At 57.3% G+C, this 20,813-nt stretch carries 18 protein-coding genes; 8 read left to right on the top strand and 10 right to left on the bottom strand.

What is annotated here, in order from left to right; genetic code table 11:
- The first annotated feature begins 661 nt into the window (after positions 1 to 661).
- Positions 662 to 1,372, top strand: a complete 711-nt coding sequence (locus RCCGE510_RS13945) for an Ig-like domain-containing protein (protein ID WP_007630810.1) — start codon at positions 662 to 664, stop codon at positions 1,370 to 1,372.
- A 117-nt stretch (positions 1,373 to 1,489) separates the two neighbouring features.
- On the opposite strand, the gene RCCGE510_RS13940 is transcribed toward RCCGE510_RS13945, so the two are convergent.
- From RCCGE510_RS13940 to RCCGE510_RS13920, 5 genes are all read right to left on the bottom strand, one after another.
- Positions 1,490 to 2,194, bottom strand: coding sequence for a hypothetical protein (locus RCCGE510_RS13940; protein ID WP_007630808.1), 705 nt, complete (start codon positions 2,192 to 2,194; stop codon positions 1,490 to 1,492).
- Positions 2,194 to 4,470: a polysaccharide biosynthesis tyrosine autokinase gene (locus RCCGE510_RS13935; RefSeq protein WP_007630806.1), complete on the bottom strand. Its 2,277-nt coding sequence runs from the start codon at positions 4,468 to 4,470 to the stop codon at positions 2,194 to 2,196. Before RCCGE510_RS13935 ends, RCCGE510_RS13940 begins: the two co-directional genes overlap by 1 nt.
- 51 nt (positions 4,471 to 4,521) lie before the next feature.
- Positions 4,522 to 5,226: a hypothetical protein gene (locus RCCGE510_RS13930; RefSeq protein ID WP_037078674.1), complete on the bottom strand. Its 705-nt coding sequence runs from the start codon at positions 5,224 to 5,226 to the stop codon at positions 4,522 to 4,524.
- A gap of 79 nt (positions 5,227 to 5,305) precedes the next feature.
- On the bottom strand, positions 5,306 to 6,517 hold the full coding sequence (locus RCCGE510_RS13925; RefSeq protein ID WP_037078636.1) for a polysaccharide biosynthesis/export family protein: 1,212 nt from the start codon (positions 6,515 to 6,517) through the stop codon (positions 5,306 to 5,308).
- 271 nt (positions 6,518 to 6,788) lie between these two features.
- Positions 6,789 to 8,228, bottom strand: coding sequence for an O-antigen ligase family protein (locus RCCGE510_RS13920; RefSeq protein WP_007630801.1), 1,440 nt, complete (start codon positions 8,226 to 8,228; stop codon positions 6,789 to 6,791).
- A gap of 304 nt (positions 8,229 to 8,532) precedes the next feature.
- Between RCCGE510_RS13920 and RCCGE510_RS13915 the strand changes: the two genes are divergently transcribed.
- Together RCCGE510_RS13915 and RCCGE510_RS13910 are read left to right on the top strand one after the other, a co-directional pair.
- Positions 8,533 to 9,132 carry a transglutaminase-like cysteine peptidase gene (locus tag RCCGE510_RS13915; RefSeq protein WP_007630799.1) on the top strand — a complete coding sequence of 200 codons (600 nt, stop codon included), beginning with the start codon at positions 8,533 to 8,535 and terminating at the stop codon, positions 9,130 to 9,132.
- A 269-nt stretch (positions 9,133 to 9,401) separates the two neighbouring features.
- Positions 9,402 to 10,730, top strand: a complete 1,329-nt coding sequence (locus RCCGE510_RS13910) for a UDP-glucose/GDP-mannose dehydrogenase family protein (RefSeq protein WP_007630797.1) — start codon at positions 9,402 to 9,404, stop codon at positions 10,728 to 10,730.
- 90 nt (positions 10,731 to 10,820) lie between these two features.
- Here RCCGE510_RS13910 and RCCGE510_RS13905 read toward each other — a convergent pair whose 3' ends face one another.
- A complete protein-coding gene (locus RCCGE510_RS13905) occupies positions 10,821 to 11,612 on the bottom strand; it encodes a metallophosphoesterase (protein WP_037078633.1) in 792 nt (263 codons plus the stop codon).
- A gap of 675 nt (positions 11,613 to 12,287) precedes the next feature.
- Here RCCGE510_RS13905 and RCCGE510_RS13900 point away from each other — a divergent pair.
- Entirely contained in the window at positions 12,288 to 12,491 is a 204-nt protein-coding gene (locus RCCGE510_RS13900; RefSeq protein WP_007630795.1) for a KTSC domain-containing protein, read from the top strand.
- Positions 12,492 to 12,572: 81 nt separating this feature from the next.
- On the opposite strand, the gene RCCGE510_RS13895 is transcribed toward RCCGE510_RS13900, so the two are convergent.
- From RCCGE510_RS13895 to ung, 3 genes are all read right to left on the bottom strand, one after another.
- Positions 12,573 to 13,178, bottom strand: coding sequence for an alpha/beta hydrolase (locus RCCGE510_RS13895; protein WP_007630794.1), 606 nt, complete (start codon positions 13,176 to 13,178; stop codon positions 12,573 to 12,575).
- 11 nt (positions 13,179 to 13,189) lie between these two features.
- On the bottom strand, positions 13,190 to 14,122 hold the full coding sequence (locus RCCGE510_RS13890; protein WP_007630793.1) for a VOC family protein: 933 nt from the start codon (positions 14,120 to 14,122) through the stop codon (positions 13,190 to 13,192).
- A 130-nt stretch (positions 14,123 to 14,252) separates the two neighbouring features.
- Positions 14,253 to 14,960: a uracil-DNA glycosylase gene (ung, locus tag RCCGE510_RS13885; protein ID WP_037078630.1), complete on the bottom strand. Its 708-nt coding sequence runs from the start codon at positions 14,958 to 14,960 to the stop codon at positions 14,253 to 14,255.
- Positions 14,961 to 15,196: 236 nt separating this feature from the next.
- Here ung and RCCGE510_RS35185 point away from each other — a divergent pair, with 236 nt between their 5' ends.
- The 3 genes from RCCGE510_RS35185 to RCCGE510_RS13870 all read left to right on the top strand — a co-directional run bounded on the left by RCCGE510_RS35185 (position 15,197) and on the right by RCCGE510_RS13870 (position 18,525).
- Positions 15,197 to 16,621, top strand: coding sequence for a phosphomannomutase (locus tag RCCGE510_RS35185; RefSeq protein ID WP_007630791.1), 1,425 nt, complete (start codon positions 15,197 to 15,199; stop codon positions 16,619 to 16,621).
- A gap of 36 nt (positions 16,622 to 16,657) precedes the next feature.
- Positions 16,658 to 18,085: a mannose-1-phosphate guanylyltransferase/mannose-6-phosphate isomerase gene (locus RCCGE510_RS35180; protein ID WP_007630790.1), complete on the top strand. Its 1,428-nt coding sequence runs from the start codon at positions 16,658 to 16,660 to the stop codon at positions 18,083 to 18,085.
- Positions 18,086 to 18,219: 134 nt separating this feature from the next.
- Complete coding sequence (locus tag RCCGE510_RS13870) at positions 18,220 to 18,525, top strand: hypothetical protein (protein ID WP_007630789.1); 306 nt, start codon at positions 18,220 to 18,222, stop codon at positions 18,523 to 18,525.
- A gap of 15 nt (positions 18,526 to 18,540) precedes the next feature.
- Here RCCGE510_RS13870 and RCCGE510_RS13865 read toward each other — a convergent pair whose 3' ends face one another.
- Positions 18,541 to 19,497: an endonuclease/exonuclease/phosphatase family protein gene (locus RCCGE510_RS13865; RefSeq protein ID WP_007630788.1), complete on the bottom strand. Its 957-nt coding sequence runs from the start codon at positions 19,495 to 19,497 to the stop codon at positions 18,541 to 18,543.
- 286 nt (positions 19,498 to 19,783) lie between these two features.
- On the opposite strand from RCCGE510_RS13865, the gene RCCGE510_RS13860 reads away from it, so the two are divergent.
- Positions 19,784 to 20,800, top strand: a complete 1,017-nt coding sequence (locus RCCGE510_RS13860) for an NAD-dependent epimerase/dehydratase family protein (RefSeq protein WP_007630786.1) — start codon at positions 19,784 to 19,786, stop codon at positions 20,798 to 20,800.
- Positions 20,801 to 20,813 lie beyond the last annotated feature (13 nt).

The raw sequence follows: 20,813 nt of genomic DNA, 5'->3' as shown, positions 1-20,813 counted from the left end.
TCTTCTAAGCCTTGCCCCCTCTCCATCGGCTAAAATGAAACACTAAAATGCCGGCCATCTCGTAGTAATTCCTATTCTCCGAATAAATATATTTTTGTGCGTTAATATTATTGCACTGCAGCAAACTTTGTACCGCATATCCGACAGTTTTTACTGCGACATCAGTCTTGGCCCTGATTTATTTTCGCGATGCGAAGATTGACCCAATGCAATTTAGCTTGGCATCAAATGTCTTTCCATGAGCACGCACGCTGGCGAAGTGACACCGCCACACCGCGAGGATGTGAAGTTGCAACAATGACACAGCCAGAGAAATTCTTCCGATACGGCCAATAACCCAAAGTGGTTATCACAAATATGACCTGGAGAATGGAAACCCCTCGTATTCTTATAAATTGCCCTTGAATAAACGTTCTTATCTCCTGAAGAAATATTGGTTCATAGCTGTCATATGATAGTTTCACTTATTATTAATGAAATATTTCCTATGACTTTCATCAACTTATGCGCATTAGATGTGTGTCATTATTGATAGATACATGAAAAAACGTTCACATTCTGTTTATTATGTCCTTGACTCTCTCTCTTAAGATATCCTTAATTTGAGTACTCGCTGAAGGTCAGAACTGGCCAGCGAAGATCAATTCAAGGAGAGACAACAATGGCTATTCACGCAACCGACGATTCTGCAACATTCCTGGAAACCGACGTCATCTCGGGAAACCTGCTGAGCAACGATTCATCTGATAACGGCCACCTATTCCTTCGCGCATTCGACCAGCAGGCCGTTGGCGCCAAGCAAGGCAACAGCCAGGTTACTGAAATCCAGGGCGACTACGGCACCTTCTTCGTCAAGCCGGACGGAAGCTACACCTATGTTCTGAGCGCTGCTGCCAAGGTCAACTTCACCAATGGTGAATTGCTCCAGGAAAAGGTCTCATACAAGATCTCCGACGGCAGCGGTCATACCGATGTCGGCCTGTTCACCCTGAATATTCAGGGCGTCACCCAGGTCAAGCCGATCGCTGTCGACGACCATTACAGCTTCAACGAAGGCAGCCCGATCGGCGGCAATGCGCTCGACAACGACATTCCCGGCGACAATGGACATCTCTTCCTCCGTCAGTTCGCCGGAACGAACGTCAACGGCAACCCGAGCGCAACCACCGACGTCGCCGGCACCTATGGCACGTTCCATGTCAAGGCAGACGGCTCATTCACCTATGATTTGGCATCCGATATCGCTCCGGGCGATCACGTTACGGAAACCGTCCAGTTTTATAAGATCTCCGACGGCCAAGGTCACACGGATGCCGGCGTTCTGACGCTCAATATCACGGGCACGGATTTTGTCTCGGGGGCCACCGTCTGATCGTGCAATAGCCTATTCATCGACAACGCCCGCCGCGCAAGCAGTGGGCGTTGTTGCCCATCCAGCGTTGGTTCAGGCCTTTGTGACCTTGCAGCCTTCGGCAGAAAACGCTGATGATTATTTGCTGCAGCGCTGCCGGAATCGTGCTGTCGCTCCGTCCCCAACGCCTGCCCAGGTTCGATCGAAGATGGGGCGAAGTTGTGGGCTGATGACTTTAATGGCTGCGTTGACCGTGCAGCGGTCGCCAAGTTTCAGCATTGTTGTAAGATCGCTATCGAGCCCAGTCTTTGCCGCTGAAAGCGTTGCGTCGGTAAAATCATTCCAGAAAAAAAACCGAGTCAAAATCATTGACTCGTCATGAGGCGCAAGAGCAACCGAACGCTTCATCATTCCGGCAATCGAAAGCGGTTCCTCCGCAATCACAGACTGGACAGCTGCGAGACGAAGCCAAAAATTGCTGTTCGTCGGCATGCACGAAAGCGCATGTTGTAGATAGTGCCGGGCGCCCGATGCGGCGGCAGCCCAGGCGTCGTAATCGACATTGATATTCTCCCGATCGAGTTGCGCCAGGACGAGAGTAACGCCAGGAGCCACGATGTCAGATCGGCAATAGTGCCCGTCAACCATGGCGACGACTCTGGCCGCGTATTTGGCTGTGACGTCATTCGCGACGGTCTCGCCACGCTCGATCCTTTCCGCGACGATCGAAATGCTGGCCGTTCTTATCGAAGCGTACAGCTCCCGACCAGCGAGCACTGCAAAGACGACGGTGACGACAACGAAAACAATCCTGGCAACCGAACCGAACTGACCGCGAAGCATCAGCTTTCAGTGTAGTATCGCGAGTACCGCTTATAATAATACTCGCTGGAGCCGAACGTGCGGTAGAGCTTCATCTGCGACGGGTCGACCTTGGTCAATATCGCACCGACGCATTTCGCATAGAGTTCCGGCTCGGACAGCAGGGTGGACTGCACGACCTTGCGCGATGTTTTCCCCCACTCGATAACGAAAACGACGGCATCGAGCTTGGAGTTGATGGCACGCGCATCCACAACCGGCGCCAGGGGCGGCAGGTCAACGATAATGTAGTCGAAGCTTTGACGCGCCATTTCGAGAAGTTGATCCATGCCGCGCGATGCGAGCAGCTCCGATGAATGCGGGACGCGATACCTTGCAACCGTCGGCAGAAACGCAAGCTTCGTTCTGGGATCGAGAAGGATCAGATCCTTGAGCGGACGGCCATCGACGATCGCCTCGAGCAACCCGGCTTCGGCATGGCGGCCGATTGCCCGAGTCGAACCGGGATTCCGCATGTCGCCGTCGATAAGCAGGCAGCGGGCGCCCTGCATTGCCAGAAGCTTGGCAAAATTGATGGATGTCGTCGACTTTCCCTCTCCGGGCAGGCTCGACACCACGCCGATGACCTTGCAACGCTGATCGGCCGCACTGAGGTCAATCGCGATCTTGGCGCTCCGAAGCGTCTCGGCAAACGCCGAGAGCGGGTGCTCCTCGACATAGGTCGTCGTCTTGCTGCCCCTGGCGATACTTCTCGGATTGCTTGGATCGACGAGGGACGGATCATCGACATTATCGTCAACCAGCGGCATGACGCCAAGTGACTCGACATCAAGCACTTCCTTGATGTCATCGCCGGTGCGGAAGAACCGATCCCGGAATTCCCGGAAAGCGCCGATGCCGCTTCCGACCGCACATCCGAGGAACATCGCAAAAGCGACGACGAGGGCTCTCTTCGGTGCACTCGGCTTCGTTGGGGTCTCCGCCATCGTGATAATGCGGGCAGCCGTTATCGGGAAGCTCTGCTGCTGAATTGCTTCTTGGTAACGCGTCAAGAAGCTCTGATAAAGATTCTTATAGGTATCGCGCGTGCGCTCGAGTTCGCGAACCTGCACCTGCGTTTCACCGGCCGTCGCAGCAACGCCCGTCGCCTGTGTGACGCTGTCGCGCAAGGAATTTTCTCGCGACTTCGCGACCTGCAGCTCGCTTTGGTAGCTCTCGGCGATGCGGTTCAACTCATCGAACATGAGTCTCTTATATTCTTCCATCTCCGCACGAAGCCGAACCGCCTGGACGTGATCGGGACCGAGCCGCGCCTCAATTTCGGTTTCGAGCTTGGAAGCCTCCAGATATTTCTTTCGCAGCTCGTTCGAAATGGAGCTGTCGAGCACATCCGTGACGATCGCATCGGTCTGCTTGGCGTCGATGATCGATTTGACGCGTGCATATTTTGCCTCGGCCTTCGCCGTCTCGGCCTGAGCATTGATCAATTGAGTGTTTATCTCGGAAAGCTGCTGCTCGCTGATCAGTGTACCGGATCCGGCTTCGACGAGCCCATGCTCGCTGCGGAATTTCTGAACCGCAAGGTCGGTGTCCAGCGCTTGCTGCCGGAGTTCTTCGATACGCTCTTGCAGCCATTGGCCGGCGCGGCGTGTCGCCTCATATTTTGAATTGAGTTTATCGACCAGATAGACATCGGCAATGGCCGCTGCGATCTGACGCGCCATATCGGGTGACTGCGAGGTATAACTGACATCGAGCACGTAGGATTTGCCGACACGCTCGACATCGATATTGCCGGCCACGGTCTCCGCAGCGTTCCGCCGCTGCATTTCCCGATCGGGCGCTACTGCTGCATCATCGGCAAACCATGACCTGAAATTCACCAGGGATTTCAGCGTTGCGACTGAAAACAGCGAATTCCGCTGTGCATTGAACACTGGGTCGTCGACCAGTTTCAACTTGTCGACGACAGCATAGGCGATCGTGTCGGATTTCAACAGCTCGACCTGACTGAGGACGGTACCTTCGTCATCATCCATCTGGCCGAAAGCCGCCAGCTGGTTGATCACCTGATTATCGCTGCGGTCGATCAGCACGCTTGTGTCGGCGGTATAGACCGGCACCGAAGTCAGCACATACACAATGCCGAGAATGGCGAATGCGAAAGCGCACGCCGCAACCATCCGCCACTGTCGGCGGGCAATCGCGATGAGCTTGTCGAAATCGATGAAGTCAGCTTCGTTTCCCGTATCGCGGGAGGGGTCGATACGTGGCGTAAGTTTATCTGGCGATAGCAATTTCGATCTCCAACTAAGGCGTAAAGCGCTAAGATCTACGGGCAATTCCAGCTATTGTATGACGGGTGTGCTCGGGCTGGTCGATCCCGTCGTGTCGGAGGACGACTGCCCTCCCCCATTGACGGTGAAGAATGTCCTCGTAGACGTCGAGGACGAGCTATCTCCGTCGCCGGCGTTCGAAACCAGCGAACCGGCAGTCGTCGCGGCGCCATCGAAGGGTGTGCCATCGTCAGATCCAGGACCTGTCTGGCCAATCGACCCCGTGTTGCCGATGCCTGCTGCGGCAGACGCACTTGCACCCGGGCCGAGCGCCGCGGTTCCGCCTTCGGCGAGGACCTTCGCAAAGGCGGCGAGCAACGGCGCAAGGTTGGGATCGGCACTAGCCGCATCGGCGACAGCCTTTTCGATCGCCAGCTTGAACTGCGGGTCCGTCACTTGGCAGCTGTTTGCCGCCCGCCCGAGACCGGAGCCGATCGCCGCCATCTGCGCGGCATTGGCCTTCTTGGCCTGCTCGATCACCGGCGACAGAGCGTCGTTGCTGCTGCCAACCAATGCGCGAACACGCGATGACAGAACCAACGGATCGGACATGTCGAGCAGAGCAGCTGGGCTACCCGTAAATCCACTGACATCGGCCGAAGTCAGATTTGCCGGACCGAGGCAAGCTGCTGCTAAAGCGCTTGAATTCATGCCGACAAACATTGCGACGACAATTCCGCTATACGCAAGCTTACGATAAACACCTGACCTTGCCATAACATCGTCCTTCATCAAATCCGCTATATAGGCCGCAGGCATTGATCACTCGTGATCGATGCCTGCTCGCCTATTTCAATCAATTTCCGAGATCCTGGACCGCGTTGCGGGTATCATTCGCATCGTCGGACACGCCGGCAACAGTGGACGATACCGAGTTTACGATGTCAAGGAACTTGACCAGTTCAACAGAGTCCGAATTGGAAATATAGATAATATCCTTGTCTTCCATCTTGAATTGCTGAGCGGCAAACAAGGTTGCCGGATCGCGGAGATTGGCGCGGACAATCACCGGAACCGTCTCACCTGCAAATCTCGTCGTGTCCACGTGCATCGCCTGAACCGTTTTCTTTGGAACAAGGCGATAGAGCAGGACCTGAGCCGGATCGGCGCGGTCGTCGCGCAGGCCGCCCGCCTTAGCGATTGCCTCTCCAAGGGTCAGGTCAGACTCTTCGAAGTCGAAGCGGCCGCTGGTGCCCGCGGCACCGAGCATAAGATAGGTGCGGCGCTCATGGTCGATCGAGACCGTATCATCCGGCGCAACATAGATATTTTCCACCGGATTCTTCAGCAGCGTGCTGTAGGCGACGGTTGCGGTCTTGCCGCGGCGCTGCAGCGTCACATTCGTTTCGATATTGTTGGTCGTCAAACCGCCCGCTGCGGAAATAACGTCGAGAACGCGCTCACCCGCCGGGCTGATCTGGACGCGCTGGGGATTATTGACGTCACCGAGCACAGCAACCTGGCTGGAGCGACTGGTCGTTGTCGTGATAACCACCTGCGGCTCGATCGCGCGGCTCGCCAGACGATCCTCGACGTCCTGTTCCACGGTCTCCTTGAGGCGACCGGCGGCCGGAACCCGACCCGCATAGGGAATCGTGATCGTTCCGTTTCTATCGATGGTCTGCTCCGGCAGAGAAATGTAATTGCCGGGTCGGCTACCAGCATCGGACGGAATGAAGAGACCGCCGGACTGAGCTTCGAAGATGGCGACTTGAACGACGTCACCGAAACCAAGTGGAATTTCAGGCGCTCCGCCTCGTCCGCCCCCAAACCCCTTGAAGGAAGTCGGCTGAGGTGCGGTAAAATATGTCAGAACGTTCTTGCTGAGATCAATCAGAGCGTAGTCGATACCGACGCGACGCTCCTTCGTGGTCACTTTCACTGCCGCATCTCGATCAACGTCTTTGTGATCGGGACCGGATCTGGGCAACGAGGTGCAGCTTGCCAATATAGTCGTTAGCGCTACAACAATGGCGACGCGTGTACTACCGATACGAGAACAACCCATAGAATAACCTGTGTTGACGCCCTTGAAGCTACTGCCCCGCAATCTGACAAAATACAAGACAATCCCCGATCAATAACACTGAAAGCCGATTAACATTCCCCTAACTGTGGCAGGCTGGCAACGCCAGGCGCTTGAGGAAGCGAAAAACGACCCAGTCCAACTTTTCTGGCGCCGTAACAACCCGAAGGCTAGACCCGCTATAAAATTTCTTGCGTTTCAGAGTCAACAGTTCGCACCTGCACAATCGCTATTTTCCAAAAACCGTCATAAACTATCCGTTTAAATTTTCGTTGATGAGCGGCCGCTCATATGCCGTGTGCGCCTCTCCATTGCTGCGACCAAGGCTTATCGCGACAATCGCACTGAGGAAGGCGGAGAAAAATACGGCGAAACCCGGTATTTGCAGCGAGAAATCGACCGCCGCGTGAAGAGCGACCAAAACCGTCGATGCCAGGCCGAGAAGAACATAATGCTTGAGACGCCGCCTTTGAGCGAGCCCGTGCCAGAACACCCTGGCAAGGACAGCGAAGGCGAGGATCGCCGTAATCGGGAACAAGATCCCCAGGCCCAGAAATCCTTCGAGATAGAAATTGTGCGCTCGGTCGAAGATCCCGAAAATTCCGCAGGCCGGATCGCGGTAGGCGGAAAACACGGTGCGGAAAGTTCCGAGGCCGGTTCCGGTCAACCAATGATCCGAGATGGCGCGCCATATGCCCGGCAAGATGCAGAACCGATCATCATCCTCAAGCCGCCGCTCTTGTGCGCGCAAAATCGCCTGACCCGCAAACACCGTCAGCAGCACAACAACGAAACCAATCGCCGAGAGGAGCTTCAGCATGGAATGCCATTTTGGCGCCGGTCTTAGACCACGCCTCGAGCCGTTCCAATTGATGACAAGCCACGGAAAATAAATGAGAGCGGCAACGAAGGTCGCAAATATCCCAGCGCGCGAGCGGGTCAGCATCAGCGCGGTGAAGCATGCGCACAACAACAGGATGTAGATCCACGATTTTAGGACAAGAGTGTTTCGGCCCGGCTCGCCGGGCGGGTGGTTTGAATAGGAACGGGCGATGTCTCTGACCAGCGTCAGCATCAGCAGCGTTCCAAGCCCAAGGAAGGTCGCGGCGGTGTTGCGGTTGACGAAGACTGCGGTCAGGCTGTCAAGGTAGGCGCGTTTCTCCACGACGATCAGGATGTTGGGAAACAGTGAAAACTGCAGCAGGCCGAACACAGCGATGATGCCCGCTGAAAGCCCGAGGAGCGCCAGCACTTTCCTCGCGCGCTGATCGGTATCGCATAAGAAAAGCCCGGTCAGGAACGTGACGAATGGCAGCGCCACCGAGAGGATCGACGCCAGCGTATCGGCCGGCTCGACCGAGATTGCCGCATATTCGACACCTGCAAGGTCACGCGCAACACTCCAGGCCGGATTTGCCAGCCAGTTGGAAGGCAGTTCGATGGTCTGGATGAACGTCCAGCCTGTCACCACGACGAGCATCAACAAAGCGCTGCTGAAAACCCATCTGCTTTGTCTCGGCTCTCCGAACAGCAGTGCCGAAATGGCGCCGAGGGCAAACATTCCGATCGCGGCAAAGGCGAAGGGAATGGGCGTGACGCTGCCGAAAGGAATGAGCGTCAGTATAACGAGGCCGATAAAGGCGACGAGAAGAGCTTCCCGCAAGACCTGCCTGTTGACGAGGTTGGATAACATTCGATCTCTTCACCAGCGCGCGGCAATGGCAGAATTACAACCCAAGAGATTAATATGCACGTACTAACATAAGTTGCATATCAAGGGCTTGCGTGTTAAAGTGTAACAGAATTTCACATCGTTTAAAATTGTCGCGAAAGACTTAAGCCAATCGAGACCAGCCCCGGCTATGCTCCGTCAAGCAGCAGGAACGGGACAGACGTTCTGCAGCCAATACTTGGCAGATCACTAAATCGCCATGCCATTGACTGAGACAAAAGGCAAGCCAGATCTCAATCGGTTGCCCTGAACGGGGATTTAACAGATGAAGAAAACATTCGTTACACTTCTGGCGCTGGCCTTTACGGCAGGGAATGCCTGTTCGGCACTTGCCGCCGGTCCCGCAGGTTTTGCCCGCGGTTTGAATGGCAGTTCGGCGGTCAGCTACATCTCTGAAAAAAGCAAAATCATTCCGCCCTTCGCCCAGGTGTTGTTCTGTGCTCAGAACCCGGCCGAATGCCGCGACAACAACGGTCTCTCGGTCGTTGCGCTCACGGATGAGCAAATGCTGCAGTTGAAGAACGTGAACGGCACCGTCAATCGTACGATGATCGGCCGAAACGATTCCCGCACCGAATTGAACGGTGACGTCTGGAAGGTGAATGTCCGCAGCGGCGACTGCGAAGATTTCGCACTCACCAAGCGCAGCCGGCTGATTGCAATGGGCTGGTCGTCGCGCGCTTTGCGGATCGCAACCGCGTTTACACCCTCCGGTGAAGGCCATGCCGTCCTGGTGGTCAGGACCGACAAGGGCGACCTCGTACTCGACAACAGGCAAAGCAGGATCAAGAACTGGCGGGATACCGATCTACGTTGGGACAAGATTCAATCGGGAACAGACCCGTATGTCTGGTATCGGCTGTGACCGCAGGCGCGACAAAATAAACTGAACGCACCGTCTTGGAGATCGAAGTCGAGCCGCTCTGACGAACGGCTCGACTTGTCATATTGCCCACACAAACCTATGTTTTTTGCCATCGACGGGGCGGCCGACAGAAGGCTGCGGCGCCCAAAGTTCGATTTCCGGTTTGGGTATCAAGCGATCTTCGATATTGTCTTTTCGTCCAGATTAAGTATGACGGTCGCCATGCTGCGACGCAGCATGACGTTCTACTCTAATGATTTGAGGGAAATATGCGCATCACGATGATTGGATCAGGCTATGTCGGCCTCGTTTCAGGCGTTTGCTTTGCGGATTTCGGCCACGACGTCATCTGCGTCGACAAGGATCTGAGTAAGATCGAAGCCCTTCGCGACGGCCGCATTCCGATCTTCGAGCCGGGTCTGGAGCAATTGGTCGCCGAAAATACCAGCACTGGCCGCCTGTCGTTTTCGACGGATGTCGGCGAAAGCGTCCGTAGCGCCGATGTCGTGTTTATCGCGGTCGGCACGCCATCGCGGCGCGGCGATGGCCACGCCGATCTCTCCTATGTCTACGCCGCTGCGCGCGATATAGCCACCTATGTGGAAGGCTTCACCGTTATCGTCACCAAGTCGACGGTGCCGGTCGGCACCGGCGACGAAGTCGAGCGCATCATGCGCGAAACCAATCCTGCGGCTGATGTCGCCGTCGTTTCCAATCCGGAGTTCCTGCGCGAAGGCGCGGCGATCGAAGATTTCAAGCGTCCCGACCGTATCGTCATCGGGCTGAATGACGACCGGGCGCGCGAAACCATGACCGAGGTTTATCGTCCGCTTTACCTCAACCAGGCACCCCTGGTCTTCACCACCCGCCGCACGTCGGAACTGATCAAATATGCAGCCAATGCATTCCTCGCGATGAAGATCACCTTCATCAACGAGATTGCTGATCTCTGCGAACGGGTCGATGCAAACGTCCAGGACGTTTCGCGCGGCATCGGTCTCGATGGCCGTATCGGCGCCAAGTTCCTGCATGCCGGTCCGGGTTACGGCGGTTCGTGCTTCCCGAAGGATACGCTGGCCCTTGCCAAGACGGCGCAGGATTTCGACGCGCCGGTGCGTCTCATCGAGACGACGATCTCGATCAACGACAACCGCAAGCGGGCGATGGGCCGCAAAGTCATTTCGGCCGTCGGCGGCGACATTCGCGGCAAGAAGATCGCCATTCTCGGCCTGACCTTCAAGCCGAACACCGACGACATGCGCGACAGCCCGGCGATTGCCGTCATTCAGACCCTGCAGGACGCCGGCGCCCAGGTGGTCGGCTACGATCCCGAGGGCATGGAGAACGCCCGCAAGGTGATCGAAAACATCGAATATGCGAGCGGTCCCTATGAAGCGGCCGCCGGTGCGGATGCGCTCGTCATCGTCACTGAATGGAACCAGTTCCGCGCGCTCGATTTCAATCGCCTGAAGCAGTCGATGCGTGCACCGGTCCTGGTCGACCTGCGCAATATCTACCGCAGCGACGAGGTCCGCAAACACGGGTTTACCTATACCGGCATCGGCACCAATCTCTATCAGGAATTGGCAAACAGCTGACAGGTCCTGGTGAACTCCTAATCGTTCTGACGCCGCGGAGCATAAATCCCGCGGCGTTTGTTTTTGAGCACCGCACTCCTCTTATCCGATCTATAGGATCCCGACCCGCGTCCCTTTTATCGTCAGCACGGTCAGCCGTCCCGTCGCCGAAACCGCCGTGTCGATGCCGATCCGTTGCGGACCACGTGTCGGGATCCGCCCCGGGGTATGCCCATGGATCACGAGGACGGGAAGCTGCGGTCCTTCATCCAGGAAAGGTTGGCGGATCCACATCAAATCGCTGTCCTTCTGCCTCTTCAGGTCGATGCCCGGTTTGATGCCGGCATGGACGAAGACCACCCTTCCCATCCGCAGCATGATCGGCAGCGATTCCAGGAGTTCGATGTGCCGCTCGGGGATCATGTTGCGAATGACGCGGGCAATCATTTCGCTTCCCGCCGCCGAATGCAGCAGATGCTCGATATCGATACCGTATGAATGCAGCGTCTCCGTCCCGGCAAAACCCAGCCATTCAAGAATCCGCGCCGGTTTGCGATAGAGCTTCACCAGCTCCGCATCGTGATTACCGCACAGAGCGAAACGCTGAAATCCAGGCGGCGGGGTCTTGCTCAGGAACTCCAGCACCGAGCTCGAATCAGGCCCGCGGTCGACATAATCGCCGAGCAATACGATGAGTTTCGGCCCCGGAATGCGCGCAGCGTCCTCCTCGATGCGGCGATGCGCCTCGACAAGCTCGTTGTAACATCCGTGAACATCGCTCATCGCATAGACCGCAGCGAAATCGCCTTCGGCAAACGTCAGCCGAGTGCGTCCTTTGCGGTTGCCGGCCAGTATCGGTATCTTTCGTCGCCACGGCCCGAGATAGTTAAACATGTAACCTATTTATGCGATCCGATAGCACACCAGGCTGTCGGATAAGCTCCATTCTGACCCATCCCTGCACGGGGATGAAGCTCAGTGTTCAAAAGAAGTTGGCCTGATCACGGCTTCATCGAATTGTAACCGGAACCGGTTGCCATATTCGAAACGATATAATCCGTCGCTATTTGCTGCACCGGTTGGGCCTGGCTGGCGCCTCCATTGCTGCCGGAACCGGTCTCCTCCGCACGGGACACTGCACCTTCGTTTCGAATCACCTAATTCTCACATCGCCACCATCGCATGCAGATCGGCTTTCCGAGGCATATCATTCGCCGCTCACGCGACGCGCCTGCTAGAAACGCCAGTTGTAGCCGGTCATTTTGAAGGCATCACGGTTTAATATTGTGCCGTATTTTGGTATGCGATGGTTAATTCAGCGTTAAATCATATTACTGGCTCCATAGGAGGCTGTGTCAGTCGCCGGCTCTCCGAGCGAGAGAGCTTCCGGCAATCGAATTTCCACAGGCAGCGCCTACTGAAAAGCTGCAAAAATCAACTATAACGAGAGCCATCATAAAAAAATAAACGCTTAAGCTTATGGTGCTTGACGGTACTGCGATGCCGCACGATGATGGCGCATTGCAGCGTGAATGACATTCCTCACCAAATCTCAGATCAGAAACTGCGGGGTGCAAAGTGGAAACTGCGGTTGATTCGAAACTTATCGAGGCGATCACCTACGACGAAGACAGCCGGCATCTACGGGTTTATCTGACAAACGGTCAGAGGCGAGAATATGAAGGCGTCCCCAAGGGCGTCGTCGTCGGCTTGACGATGGCGGAATCCCCGGGAAATTTTTATATGACGGCAATCAGGGGCAAATATCCTCCCCGCCCCTAACAATCCATCAATCCAGCCAGGATGCGGGACCGGTATTCACCGGCCCCGCAAATCGGCGCCACCGACTGGCGGCACATTCCATCAATAGCCGCTGAAGAAATCGCGAACAGCATTGATCTCGAGCGGCGCAATCTCATGGCCGCCGGGATGCCATACCGTCCTGACATCAGCCCCGCGATCTTTCAGATGCTCCGACAGCGCCTCGGTCAACGGGACGGGAGCGATCGGATCCCGCTGGCCGGCTGTCACCAGCACCTTTCTCCCCGCAAGAGTTGCCTGGGTTTCGGGCTGAAACGGAATGAGCGGGTGCATCAAAACAGCGGCATCGAAGATGCCCTTCTCGATCAGCACATTGGCAAGAATGTTTGCGCCGTTCGAAAAGCCCAGGCCGAGAATCTGGGAAGCCTGGTGCTCGTCAGCCAATGACCTGACATAGGCGGCCATCTTCTCCGTTGCCCGTGAAAGATCGGCCATGTCGTAGACCCCTTCCCCGGTACGCCGGAAGAATCGCGCCGCGCCATGTTCGGAAACGTCGCCGCGCGGCGAGAGAATCGTCGCTTCGGGCAGCAGGCGCCGGCCGAGATCGAAGAACTGGTTCTCGTCGCCACCGGTGCCGTGCAGCACCAGCAAAATGGGTTTATCAGGCGCACCGGCATGCAGCCGGTGCACATATCCAGGTTCGGTCATATCGCCTCTCCTTACGCTTCGAGCGGCTGCAGGTGTTGCTCGAGCAGCGCGCGAAGATGGGTGTGCTGCTGCGGCAGCTTCAGAGCTTCGCCGAGGTGGGCCGTATCCTCGTCGCGGTCAAAGCCCGGCTCATTGGTCGCGACCTCGAACAGCACGCCGCCCGGCGTGCGGAAATAGATCGCCCAGAAATAATCGCGGTCGATTACCGGGGTCACCTGATAGCCGGTGTCCATCAGCGCCTTGCGCACTTCGAGCTGCTTTTCGCGATTTTCAACGGCGAAGGCGACGTGATGAACGGAGCCGGCGCCGGGCAGCGCGCGGGCAATGTTCGGCATGGTCTCGAGATCGATGAGGTGGGCACCGTTGCCATCAGGCTTGATCAGCCGCTTGACGCCGTCCCGTTCCTCGCCAACCTCGTAGCCCATGAACTTCAGAAGTTCGGCGGTAGCGCCTTCATCCCGCAGGCGCATCGCTACGGAGTGAAAGCCGCGAATGGCGTGGTCCTCGCTGATGCCGCCATGTGTCCAAGCCTGGCGGGCATCGTCCTCGACCTCGACAAGCGCAAAGCCGTCACCGTCGGGGCCGGAAAAATTCAGGCGCTTCTCGCCGAAGCTTTCCTCGGCCTTCAGCCCGCCGATATTCAACGTGCTGAAACGATCGCTCCAGAAGCCGAGCGAGCCTTGCGGAACGGAAAACACCGTCGTGCCAACCTCACCGGTGCCGGGACGGCCCTGCGCCATCTTCGGGAACGGGAAATAGGTCATGACAGTGCCTGGCGCACCGGTCTCATCACCATAATAGAGATGATAGACATCAGGCGCGTCGAAGTTCACCGTCTTCTTGACACGGCGCAAGCCGAGCACATTGGTGAAGAACTGGTTGTTGGTGCGGGCGTCCTCCGCCATCGACGTGACGTGGTGCAGACCCTTGATCTGATCGAGCATGTGAGACCCCTTTCTTGCCCGCGGCTCGCGGGCTTTCGATGAGGCTAAGATGCGCGCTGAAGCTCGCTGCGAACAGACCCATAGACCAGAACGCATTGTCTTCTTTTAGTGAACGAACATCACCGCGCGTTCACAGTTCGGTGTCTTTGGGATCGACCGGCAATTGCCAGTCGATCGGCTCGCGTCCGCGTGATTGCAGGAAGTCATTCGCTTTTGAGAAATGCCCGCTACCGAAAAACCCGTTATGAGCCGAAAGCGGCGAGGGATGCGGCGCCCTGAGCACGAGATGCCGTGTCGTATCGACGAAGGCCGCCTTGCGCTGGGCATAGGCGCCCCAGAGCATAAAGACCACGGATTCGCACTCGTCGTTGACTTTCCGGATGACAGCGTCGGTGAAGCGCTCCCATCCCTTGCCCTGATGGGCCGCCGCCTGCCCTTCTTCGACGGTCAGCACGCTGTTCAGCAGCAGCACGCCCTGTCTCGCCCAATGTTCGAGGAAACCGTGACGCGCCGGCGCTATGCCAAGGTCCGTCTGCATCTCCTTGTAGATGTTGACGAGAGAGGGCGGGATGCGCACGCCCGGCCGCACGCTGAAGCACAGCCCGTGGGCTTGCCCCAGCCCGTGATAGGGGTCTTGGCCGAGAATGACGACCTTGACGTTTGAGATCGGCGTCAGGTCGAGGGCGCGGAAATATTCACTGCCGCGGGGGAAAATCCGCTTACCGACCTGCTTCTGCGCGACAAGAAAAGATTTGAGTTGCTGCATGTAGGGGCTCGAGAATTCTCCCGCCAAGGCAGCCTTCCAGCTCTCTTCGAGACTGACTGACGTATCGCTCATCCAGCAAACCCTTCGCATATGACGAAACAACGGACACACGGTTCTAACAAAATCGATCTACGCTGCAATGCCTGCCCGCTCGGCAATGGGTCTACGTCTTTGGGATAGGCGAGAGAAGATTGCGAGAGGCTGTCCGAGCCACGGTCGTCCGTGTTTAACTATATGACGGCTTCGGTATTTACGCCGACCGGCGGCCTGAGTAGAACCTTGATGATAAACCGGAGACATGTCTTCAGATGAAATTCGGCACGAGCGGCCTTCGCGGACTTTCAGTGGATCTCAAGGGACGCGCCTCCGCGCTTTATGCGACGGCGTTCGGCAAATATCTGCTGCAGACCGGCAAGGCGCAGGTCGGCGATGCCATTCTGATCGGCCGCGATTTTCGCGATTCGAGCCCCGATATCTCGGGAAATTGTGCCGGCGCACTCACCGCGCTCGGCTTCCGGGTACTCGACTGCGGCAATGTCCCGACACCCGCCCTTGCCCTCTATGGCCTCGAGAGCAACGCTGCATGTCTGATGGTCACCGGCTCGCATATTCCCGCAGACCGCAACGGCATCAAGTTCTATCGTCCGGACGGCGAGATCGACAAATCGGACGAGGCTGATATCACCGCATTGGCGGCCGAGATCGAACGAACAGGCGAGGCCGTGGCAGAGGCGCCGGCCCAGACCGAAGATCATGAGGCGATCTGCCGACAGCTCTTTTTCCAACGCAATGCTGCCCTGCTTCCGCAAGGCGCGCTATCCGGGCTGAAGATCGGCGTCTACCAGCACAGCACGGTCGCCCGCGACCTGCTGGTTGACGTTCTCGCCCATTACGGCGCCGAGATCACCGCTCTCGGACGTTCGGAGAATTTTATCCCAGTCGACACCGAAGCTGTTTCCGAAGAGACGGTCACATTGATGAAGCACTGGGTGTCCGAGCAAAAGTTTGATGCGATCGTATCGACCGATGGCGACGGCGACCGCCCGCTGGTCGCGGACGAAACCGGCACGCCATTGCGCGGCGACCTTCTCGGCCTTGTCGCAGCCAATTTTCTCGGCGCCGGCGCGGTGGTGACACCGGTAACCTCCAATTCCGGCATCGAGGCGGCGGGCTCTTTCGCCGTCAGGCGCACACGGGTCGGCTCGCCCTTCGTCATCGCAGGCATGGAAGAGGCCGTCGCGGCCGGCGGGGATCGTGTCATGGGCTTTGAAGCCAATGGCGGGCTGCTGACCGCAACGCCCTTCGATATTAACGGCCAGAATGTGCGCGCCTTGCCGACGCGCGACTGTTTTATCCCGATGCTGGCGATGCTGTCGCTCGCCGCCATCCGCAGGCAGCCGCTCTCGGCCATTGCCGCCTCCTATCGCCTGCCCTTTGCCGCCGCCGATCGCCTGGAGAATTTTCCGGTGCAGACGAGCGCGGCGCTGATGGAACATCTGCGCGCGTCCGACGAAAATCTTGTCGCCTTCCTGCAGCCGGTCGGCGAGGTGGCGACGAAATCTGATATCGACGGACTTCGCGTGACGCTGAAAGACGGCAGGATTATTCATTTCCGCCCCTCCGGCAATGCGCCGGAAATGCGCTGCTACGTGGAAGCCGGCAGCGAAACCGCAGCCCTGGCTCTGCTGGAGACAGGGCTCACCCGAATAACGGACTGGGCAGACGCCCGCTAACGTGCCACGAACAAGCTTTTTTCAAGGAAACCGCCTATGACGCAGAAAATCGTTCCCGTGATCATGGCCGGCGGCAAAGGCACGCGGCTCTGGCCGCTTTCCCGTGCCACCGCCCCGAAACAGTTCATCCAGTTCGTCGGCAACAAGACCATGTTTCAGGAGACCCTCGAACGTGTTTCCAACCCGGAGCTCTATGAAGCCCCGATCGTCGTCACCAATGAGGAATTTCGCTTCCTGGTCGCCGAGCAAGCCCGCGCCCTCGCCGTCCCGCTCGCCGCAGTGCTGCTTGAACCGGTCGCCCGCAACACCGCCGCGGCGGTGGCCGCTGCCGCAACACTTGCCGCTGAGCTTTTCGGCAAGGGAACCATCATCCAGATGCTCGCCTCGGATCACGAGATCCTCGCCGACAACAGCTATTTCGATTGCATCCGCATCGCTCGCGATGCCGCAGCCGACGGCAAGCTCGTAACCTTCGGCATCAGCCCCACCGAGCCGGCGACCGGCTACGGCTATATCGAAATCGGCGATGCGCTCGAAAACGGCGCCCACAAGGTCAGCCGTTTTGTGGAAAAACCGGCACTTGAGAAGGCCGAGCAGATGCTTGCCGACGGCGGCTTCTACTGGAACTCCGGCATCTTCATGTTCCCGGTGGCGGAACTTATTGCCGAAATGCAGGAATACGCCCCCGATGTGCTGAAGGCGGCAAGCAAGGCCGTCTCCAAGGCAAGCCGCGACCTCGACTTTACCCGCCTTGACGCCGACCATTTTGCCAAGAGCCCCGATATCTCCATCGACTACGCGATCATGGAAAAGACCGCCAAGGCAGCGGTCGTCCCCTCGTCGTTCAAATGGTCTGATATGGGAAGCTGGGATGCCGTTTGGAAATCAGGCGTCCGCGACGACAACGGCAATGTCGCTGCCGCAAACACAACCGTCGTCAATACCCGCAACTCACTGGTCATGACCCACGGCGTGCATCTTGCCGTCCAGGGCATGGAGGATGTCGCCGTCATTGCCAGCGAGGACGCCGTCTATGTCGGACCGCTCAAAGACAGCCAGAATGTCGGGCAATTGGTCAAGATGCTGGCCTCCTCGTCCGCGACCGCGAAATTCACCGAAACCCACCCGACATCCTACCGGCCGTGGGGCGGCTACACCTCCATCTTCAATGGCGATCGCTTTCAGGTGAAGCGCATCTTCGTCACGCCGGGCAAGAAGCTTTCGCTCCAAAAACACCACCATCGTTCCGAACACTGGGTCGTCGTCAAGGGAACCGCTGAGGTGACGGTCGGAGAGACCGTGCGGATGCTGCGCGAGAACGAGAGCGTCTATATTCCTCTCGGCGAAGTCCATCGCCTCGCCAACCCCGGCAAGATCCTCCTCGAACTGATCGAGGTGCAGACGGGCTCCTATCTCGGCGAGGACGACATTATCCGCATCGTCGATGAGTTCGGAAGAACGTAGCATCGCAGCCAAAGCGGTGGCGGCGTCCAAACAATTGGCCGCTTTTCCGGCACGACCGCCATCGCTGTTGAATTCGCTATCGGAATTCTCGTAGAATGGCCGTACCGAAAGACATGACTGGAGATATCTCCCTGATGCGCATCTTGCCCGCCCTCGCCGGATTTCTTTCAATCATGGTACCCGCAATGGCGTTTGCCGAAACCGCAAAGATGCGAACCGCAAGCGAAGCTGAAATTCGCGAGCACCTGCCGGGCACGTCGGAGCTGAAAGAAAGCAGCAACGGTTACGAATATCGCAAGGGAAACGCCAATGGCTATAAGATCACAAATGGCCAAGTGTGCGTCCGGTTTCCGAACAAGTCGACCGACTGCGTCAACGTGAAGACCGACGGCGAGAAGTTTCAGATGATCGACAAGAAAGGCGGCAGAACGAAATTTTAACTTTGGCCGGCAAGCTTATTTTGCCGGTATGGTTTCGCTGCCCGTGTCGAGGACAAATTCGGCGATCAGGCCTGAATGGTTCGAGCCAAGACTGTCATCGAGACGTTTCAGCGATGTCAGATGAAGCGGCGCGCGCGCAAATATGTGATCGATGGCGATCCCGAGCAAGCCGGCGCCGACCGGCCATGTTGCCGGTTCCGGCACGATCGTTTTCAGCTTCTGGTCGCGCAGGAAACCCTGGATGCTCGGGGCGATCACCGAGGAGTTGAAATCGCCCGACAGCACCAGAGGACCGTCGATTGATCCAAGCGTTTTGGCGAGATCTTGCAATTCAGCCATCTGGAAATCGTCGAAATACGGTTTTGTCAGGTGCGCCGAAACCAGATTGATGGTTTCGCCGCCGAAGTCGACACTCGATATAACCAGCCTGTTTTTCCGGAGACTGCCCATGCTTGCGACCTGTCGGCTGACGAATGGGCGTTTGGACAGCACCAGCGTATCGCACGTGTCCTTCCCGGTTTCGCAGCCGATGTGATAGGGATAGGCTTTGAACAATTGCTGCAGGTGGAACGTCAGCGGCTTGGCTTCGAGCAAATTGACGACATCGGCATTTGAAGCGATCACCATGTCGGTGATTGCAGTCGAGTTCTTCCAGTTGTCGATCGCGATATTGAACGACATTAGCCGAAAAAGTGGCGGCCTGTCCGTGCCCCTGTCATCCTGCGAAAACTCGCGCAGCGCGATGACGCCATGCAAGATGAGAAGAAGCGAGGCAAACAGAAGGACGAAGCCGTAGATCTGTCTCCTGACAGCCAGAATGATAAGGCTGGCGGCAACAAAGAGGACGCCGAAATGGACCTGAAAGCTGTAGAGAAAGGACAGTAGCCAGAAGTTCGTGACAAAGCGTAGAGACACGATCGCGATCGCAACGGTCAGAAACGCACAGAGAACCCAATAAATTATCTCTCTCATCGATCCTGACCTGCTTGCAGCCGAGCGGCTGGCCATAACATGCAGGCCAGTATGTTGCAATGCAGCATACTGGCCTGCATGTTATGGCCAGCCGCTGGCCTTCAGATGATATCGACGACCTTTCCGTCATTCGGCAGGGCAGCCGGTAAATAGGCCGACGACCGCAGCGAGGGCCGCCGCCCTCTCTTTCAAAGAACTATCGACTCGGCCTCTTCTTATCCTGTAAGGGGTCACGTCATAGGGAATCGGCTTTTTGCCGTCGGCAGAAAGCCGAGAGAAGGTGGGAATGCGCTACTTCATTACCGGAACCGCCGGCTTTATCGGCTTTCATCTGGCCAGGCGTCTGCTGCAGGAAGGGCATGAGGTCACAGGCTTCGACGGCCTCACTCCCTATTACAATGTCAAGCTCAAGGAGATGCGTCATGCGGCGCTCTCCCAGTTTCCGACCTTCACACCCGTCATATCAATGCTCGAGGACCGGCCAGCTCTGGAAGCCGCTGTTCTGGCGGCCAAGCCCGACATCCTGATCCACCTCGCCGCACAGGCCGGCGTGCGCTATAGTCTTGAGAATCCTGAGGCCTATCTTCGTTCGAACGTCGAAGGCTCGTGGAACATCATGGAAATCGCGCGGCGCGTCGAAATCCGTCACCTGATGCTGGCCTCGACATCATCGATCTATGGCGCCAATGCAACCGTCCCCTTTCATGAGACCGATCGCGCCGATGAGCCGCTGACCATCTACGCAGCGACGAAGAAATCGATGGAGCTGATGGCGCACAGTTATGCCCATCTGCACAAGATTCCGACAACGGCCTTTCGCTTCTTCACCGTTTATGGTCCGTGGGGCCGGCCCGACATGGCACTGTTCAAATTCACCAAGAACATGCTCGAAGACCAGCCGATCGAGATTTACGGCGAAGGCAAGATGAGCCGTGACTTCACCTATATCGACGATCTCGTTGAAGCGATCGTCAGGCTGTCGGCAATCGCCCCTGGCGAGGACAACCGTCTGGACAACGTGGCTATCGAAACGCTTTCGCGCCAGGCGCCCTTTCGGGTCGTCAATATTGGCGGCGGCCAGCCGGTCAGCCTGATGGATTTCGTCGAAACGGTCGAGAAGGCGCTCGGCCGTCCCGCCATCCGCAAGATGCTGGCAATGCAAAAGGGTGACGTGCCGCGCACATTCGCAGCCCCGGATCTGCTCGTTGCGCTGACGGGTTACAAGCCGGATACGACCTTGAAAGTCGGCGTCAAGGCTTTCGTCGACTGGTATCTCGATGCGCGAGCTGAGCTCGACGCTTAGATTATCCCCAACG

Origin of the sequence: Rhizobium sp. CCGE 510 (assembly GCF_000292525.1) — a bacterium.
Taxonomy (GTDB): domain Bacteria; phylum Pseudomonadota; class Alphaproteobacteria; order Rhizobiales; family Rhizobiaceae; genus Rhizobium.
This window is presented reverse-complemented; position numbering and strand designations above follow the sequence as displayed.

What these genes read in the sequence shown, in the direction of transcription:
- RCCGE510_RS13945 (WP_007630810.1), top strand. Translation starts at nt 662, where the DNA reads ATGGCTATTCACGCAACCGACGATTCTGCAACATTCCTGGAAACCGAC.
- RCCGE510_RS13940 (WP_007630808.1), bottom strand. Translation starts at nt 2,194, where the DNA reads ATGCTTCGCGGTCAGTTCGGTTCGGTTGCCAGGATTGTTTTCGTTGTC.
- RCCGE510_RS13930 (WP_037078674.1), bottom strand. Translation starts at nt 5,226, where the DNA reads ATGGCAAGGTCAGGTGTTTATCGTAAGCTTGCGTATAGCGGAATTGTC.
- RCCGE510_RS13925 (WP_037078636.1), bottom strand. Translation starts at nt 6,517, where the DNA reads ATGGGTTGTTCTCGTATCGGTAGTACACGCGTCGCCATTGTTGTAGCG.
- RCCGE510_RS13920 (WP_007630801.1), bottom strand. Translation starts at nt 8,228, where the DNA reads ATGTTATCCAACCTCGTCAACAGGCAGGTCTTGCGGGAAGCTCTTCTC.
- RCCGE510_RS13915 (WP_007630799.1), top strand. Translation starts at nt 8,533, where the DNA reads ATGAAGAAAACATTCGTTACACTTCTGGCGCTGGCCTTTACGGCAGGG.
- RCCGE510_RS13910 (WP_007630797.1), top strand. Translation starts at nt 9,402, where the DNA reads ATGCGCATCACGATGATTGGATCAGGCTATGTCGGCCTCGTTTCAGGC.
- RCCGE510_RS13895 (WP_007630794.1), bottom strand. Translation starts at nt 13,178, where the DNA reads ATGACCGAACCTGGATATGTGCACCGGCTGCATGCCGGTGCGCCTGAT.
- RCCGE510_RS13890 (WP_007630793.1), bottom strand. Translation starts at nt 14,122, where the DNA reads ATGCTCGATCAGATCAAGGGTCTGCACCACGTCACGTCGATGGCGGAG.
- ung (WP_037078630.1), bottom strand. Translation starts at nt 14,960, where the DNA reads ATGAGCGATACGTCAGTCAGTCTCGAAGAGAGCTGGAAGGCTGCCTTG.
- RCCGE510_RS35185 (WP_007630791.1), top strand. Translation starts at nt 15,197, where the DNA reads ATGAAATTCGGCACGAGCGGCCTTCGCGGACTTTCAGTGGATCTCAAG.
- RCCGE510_RS35180 (WP_007630790.1), top strand. Translation starts at nt 16,658, where the DNA reads ATGACGCAGAAAATCGTTCCCGTGATCATGGCCGGCGGCAAAGGCACG.
- RCCGE510_RS13870 (WP_007630789.1), top strand. Translation starts at nt 18,220, where the DNA reads ATGCGCATCTTGCCCGCCCTCGCCGGATTTCTTTCAATCATGGTACCC.
- RCCGE510_RS13865 (WP_007630788.1), bottom strand. Translation starts at nt 19,497, where the DNA reads ATGAGAGAGATAATTTATTGGGTTCTCTGTGCGTTTCTGACCGTTGCG.
- RCCGE510_RS13860 (WP_007630786.1), top strand. Translation starts at nt 19,784, where the DNA reads ATGCGCTACTTCATTACCGGAACCGCCGGCTTTATCGGCTTTCATCTG.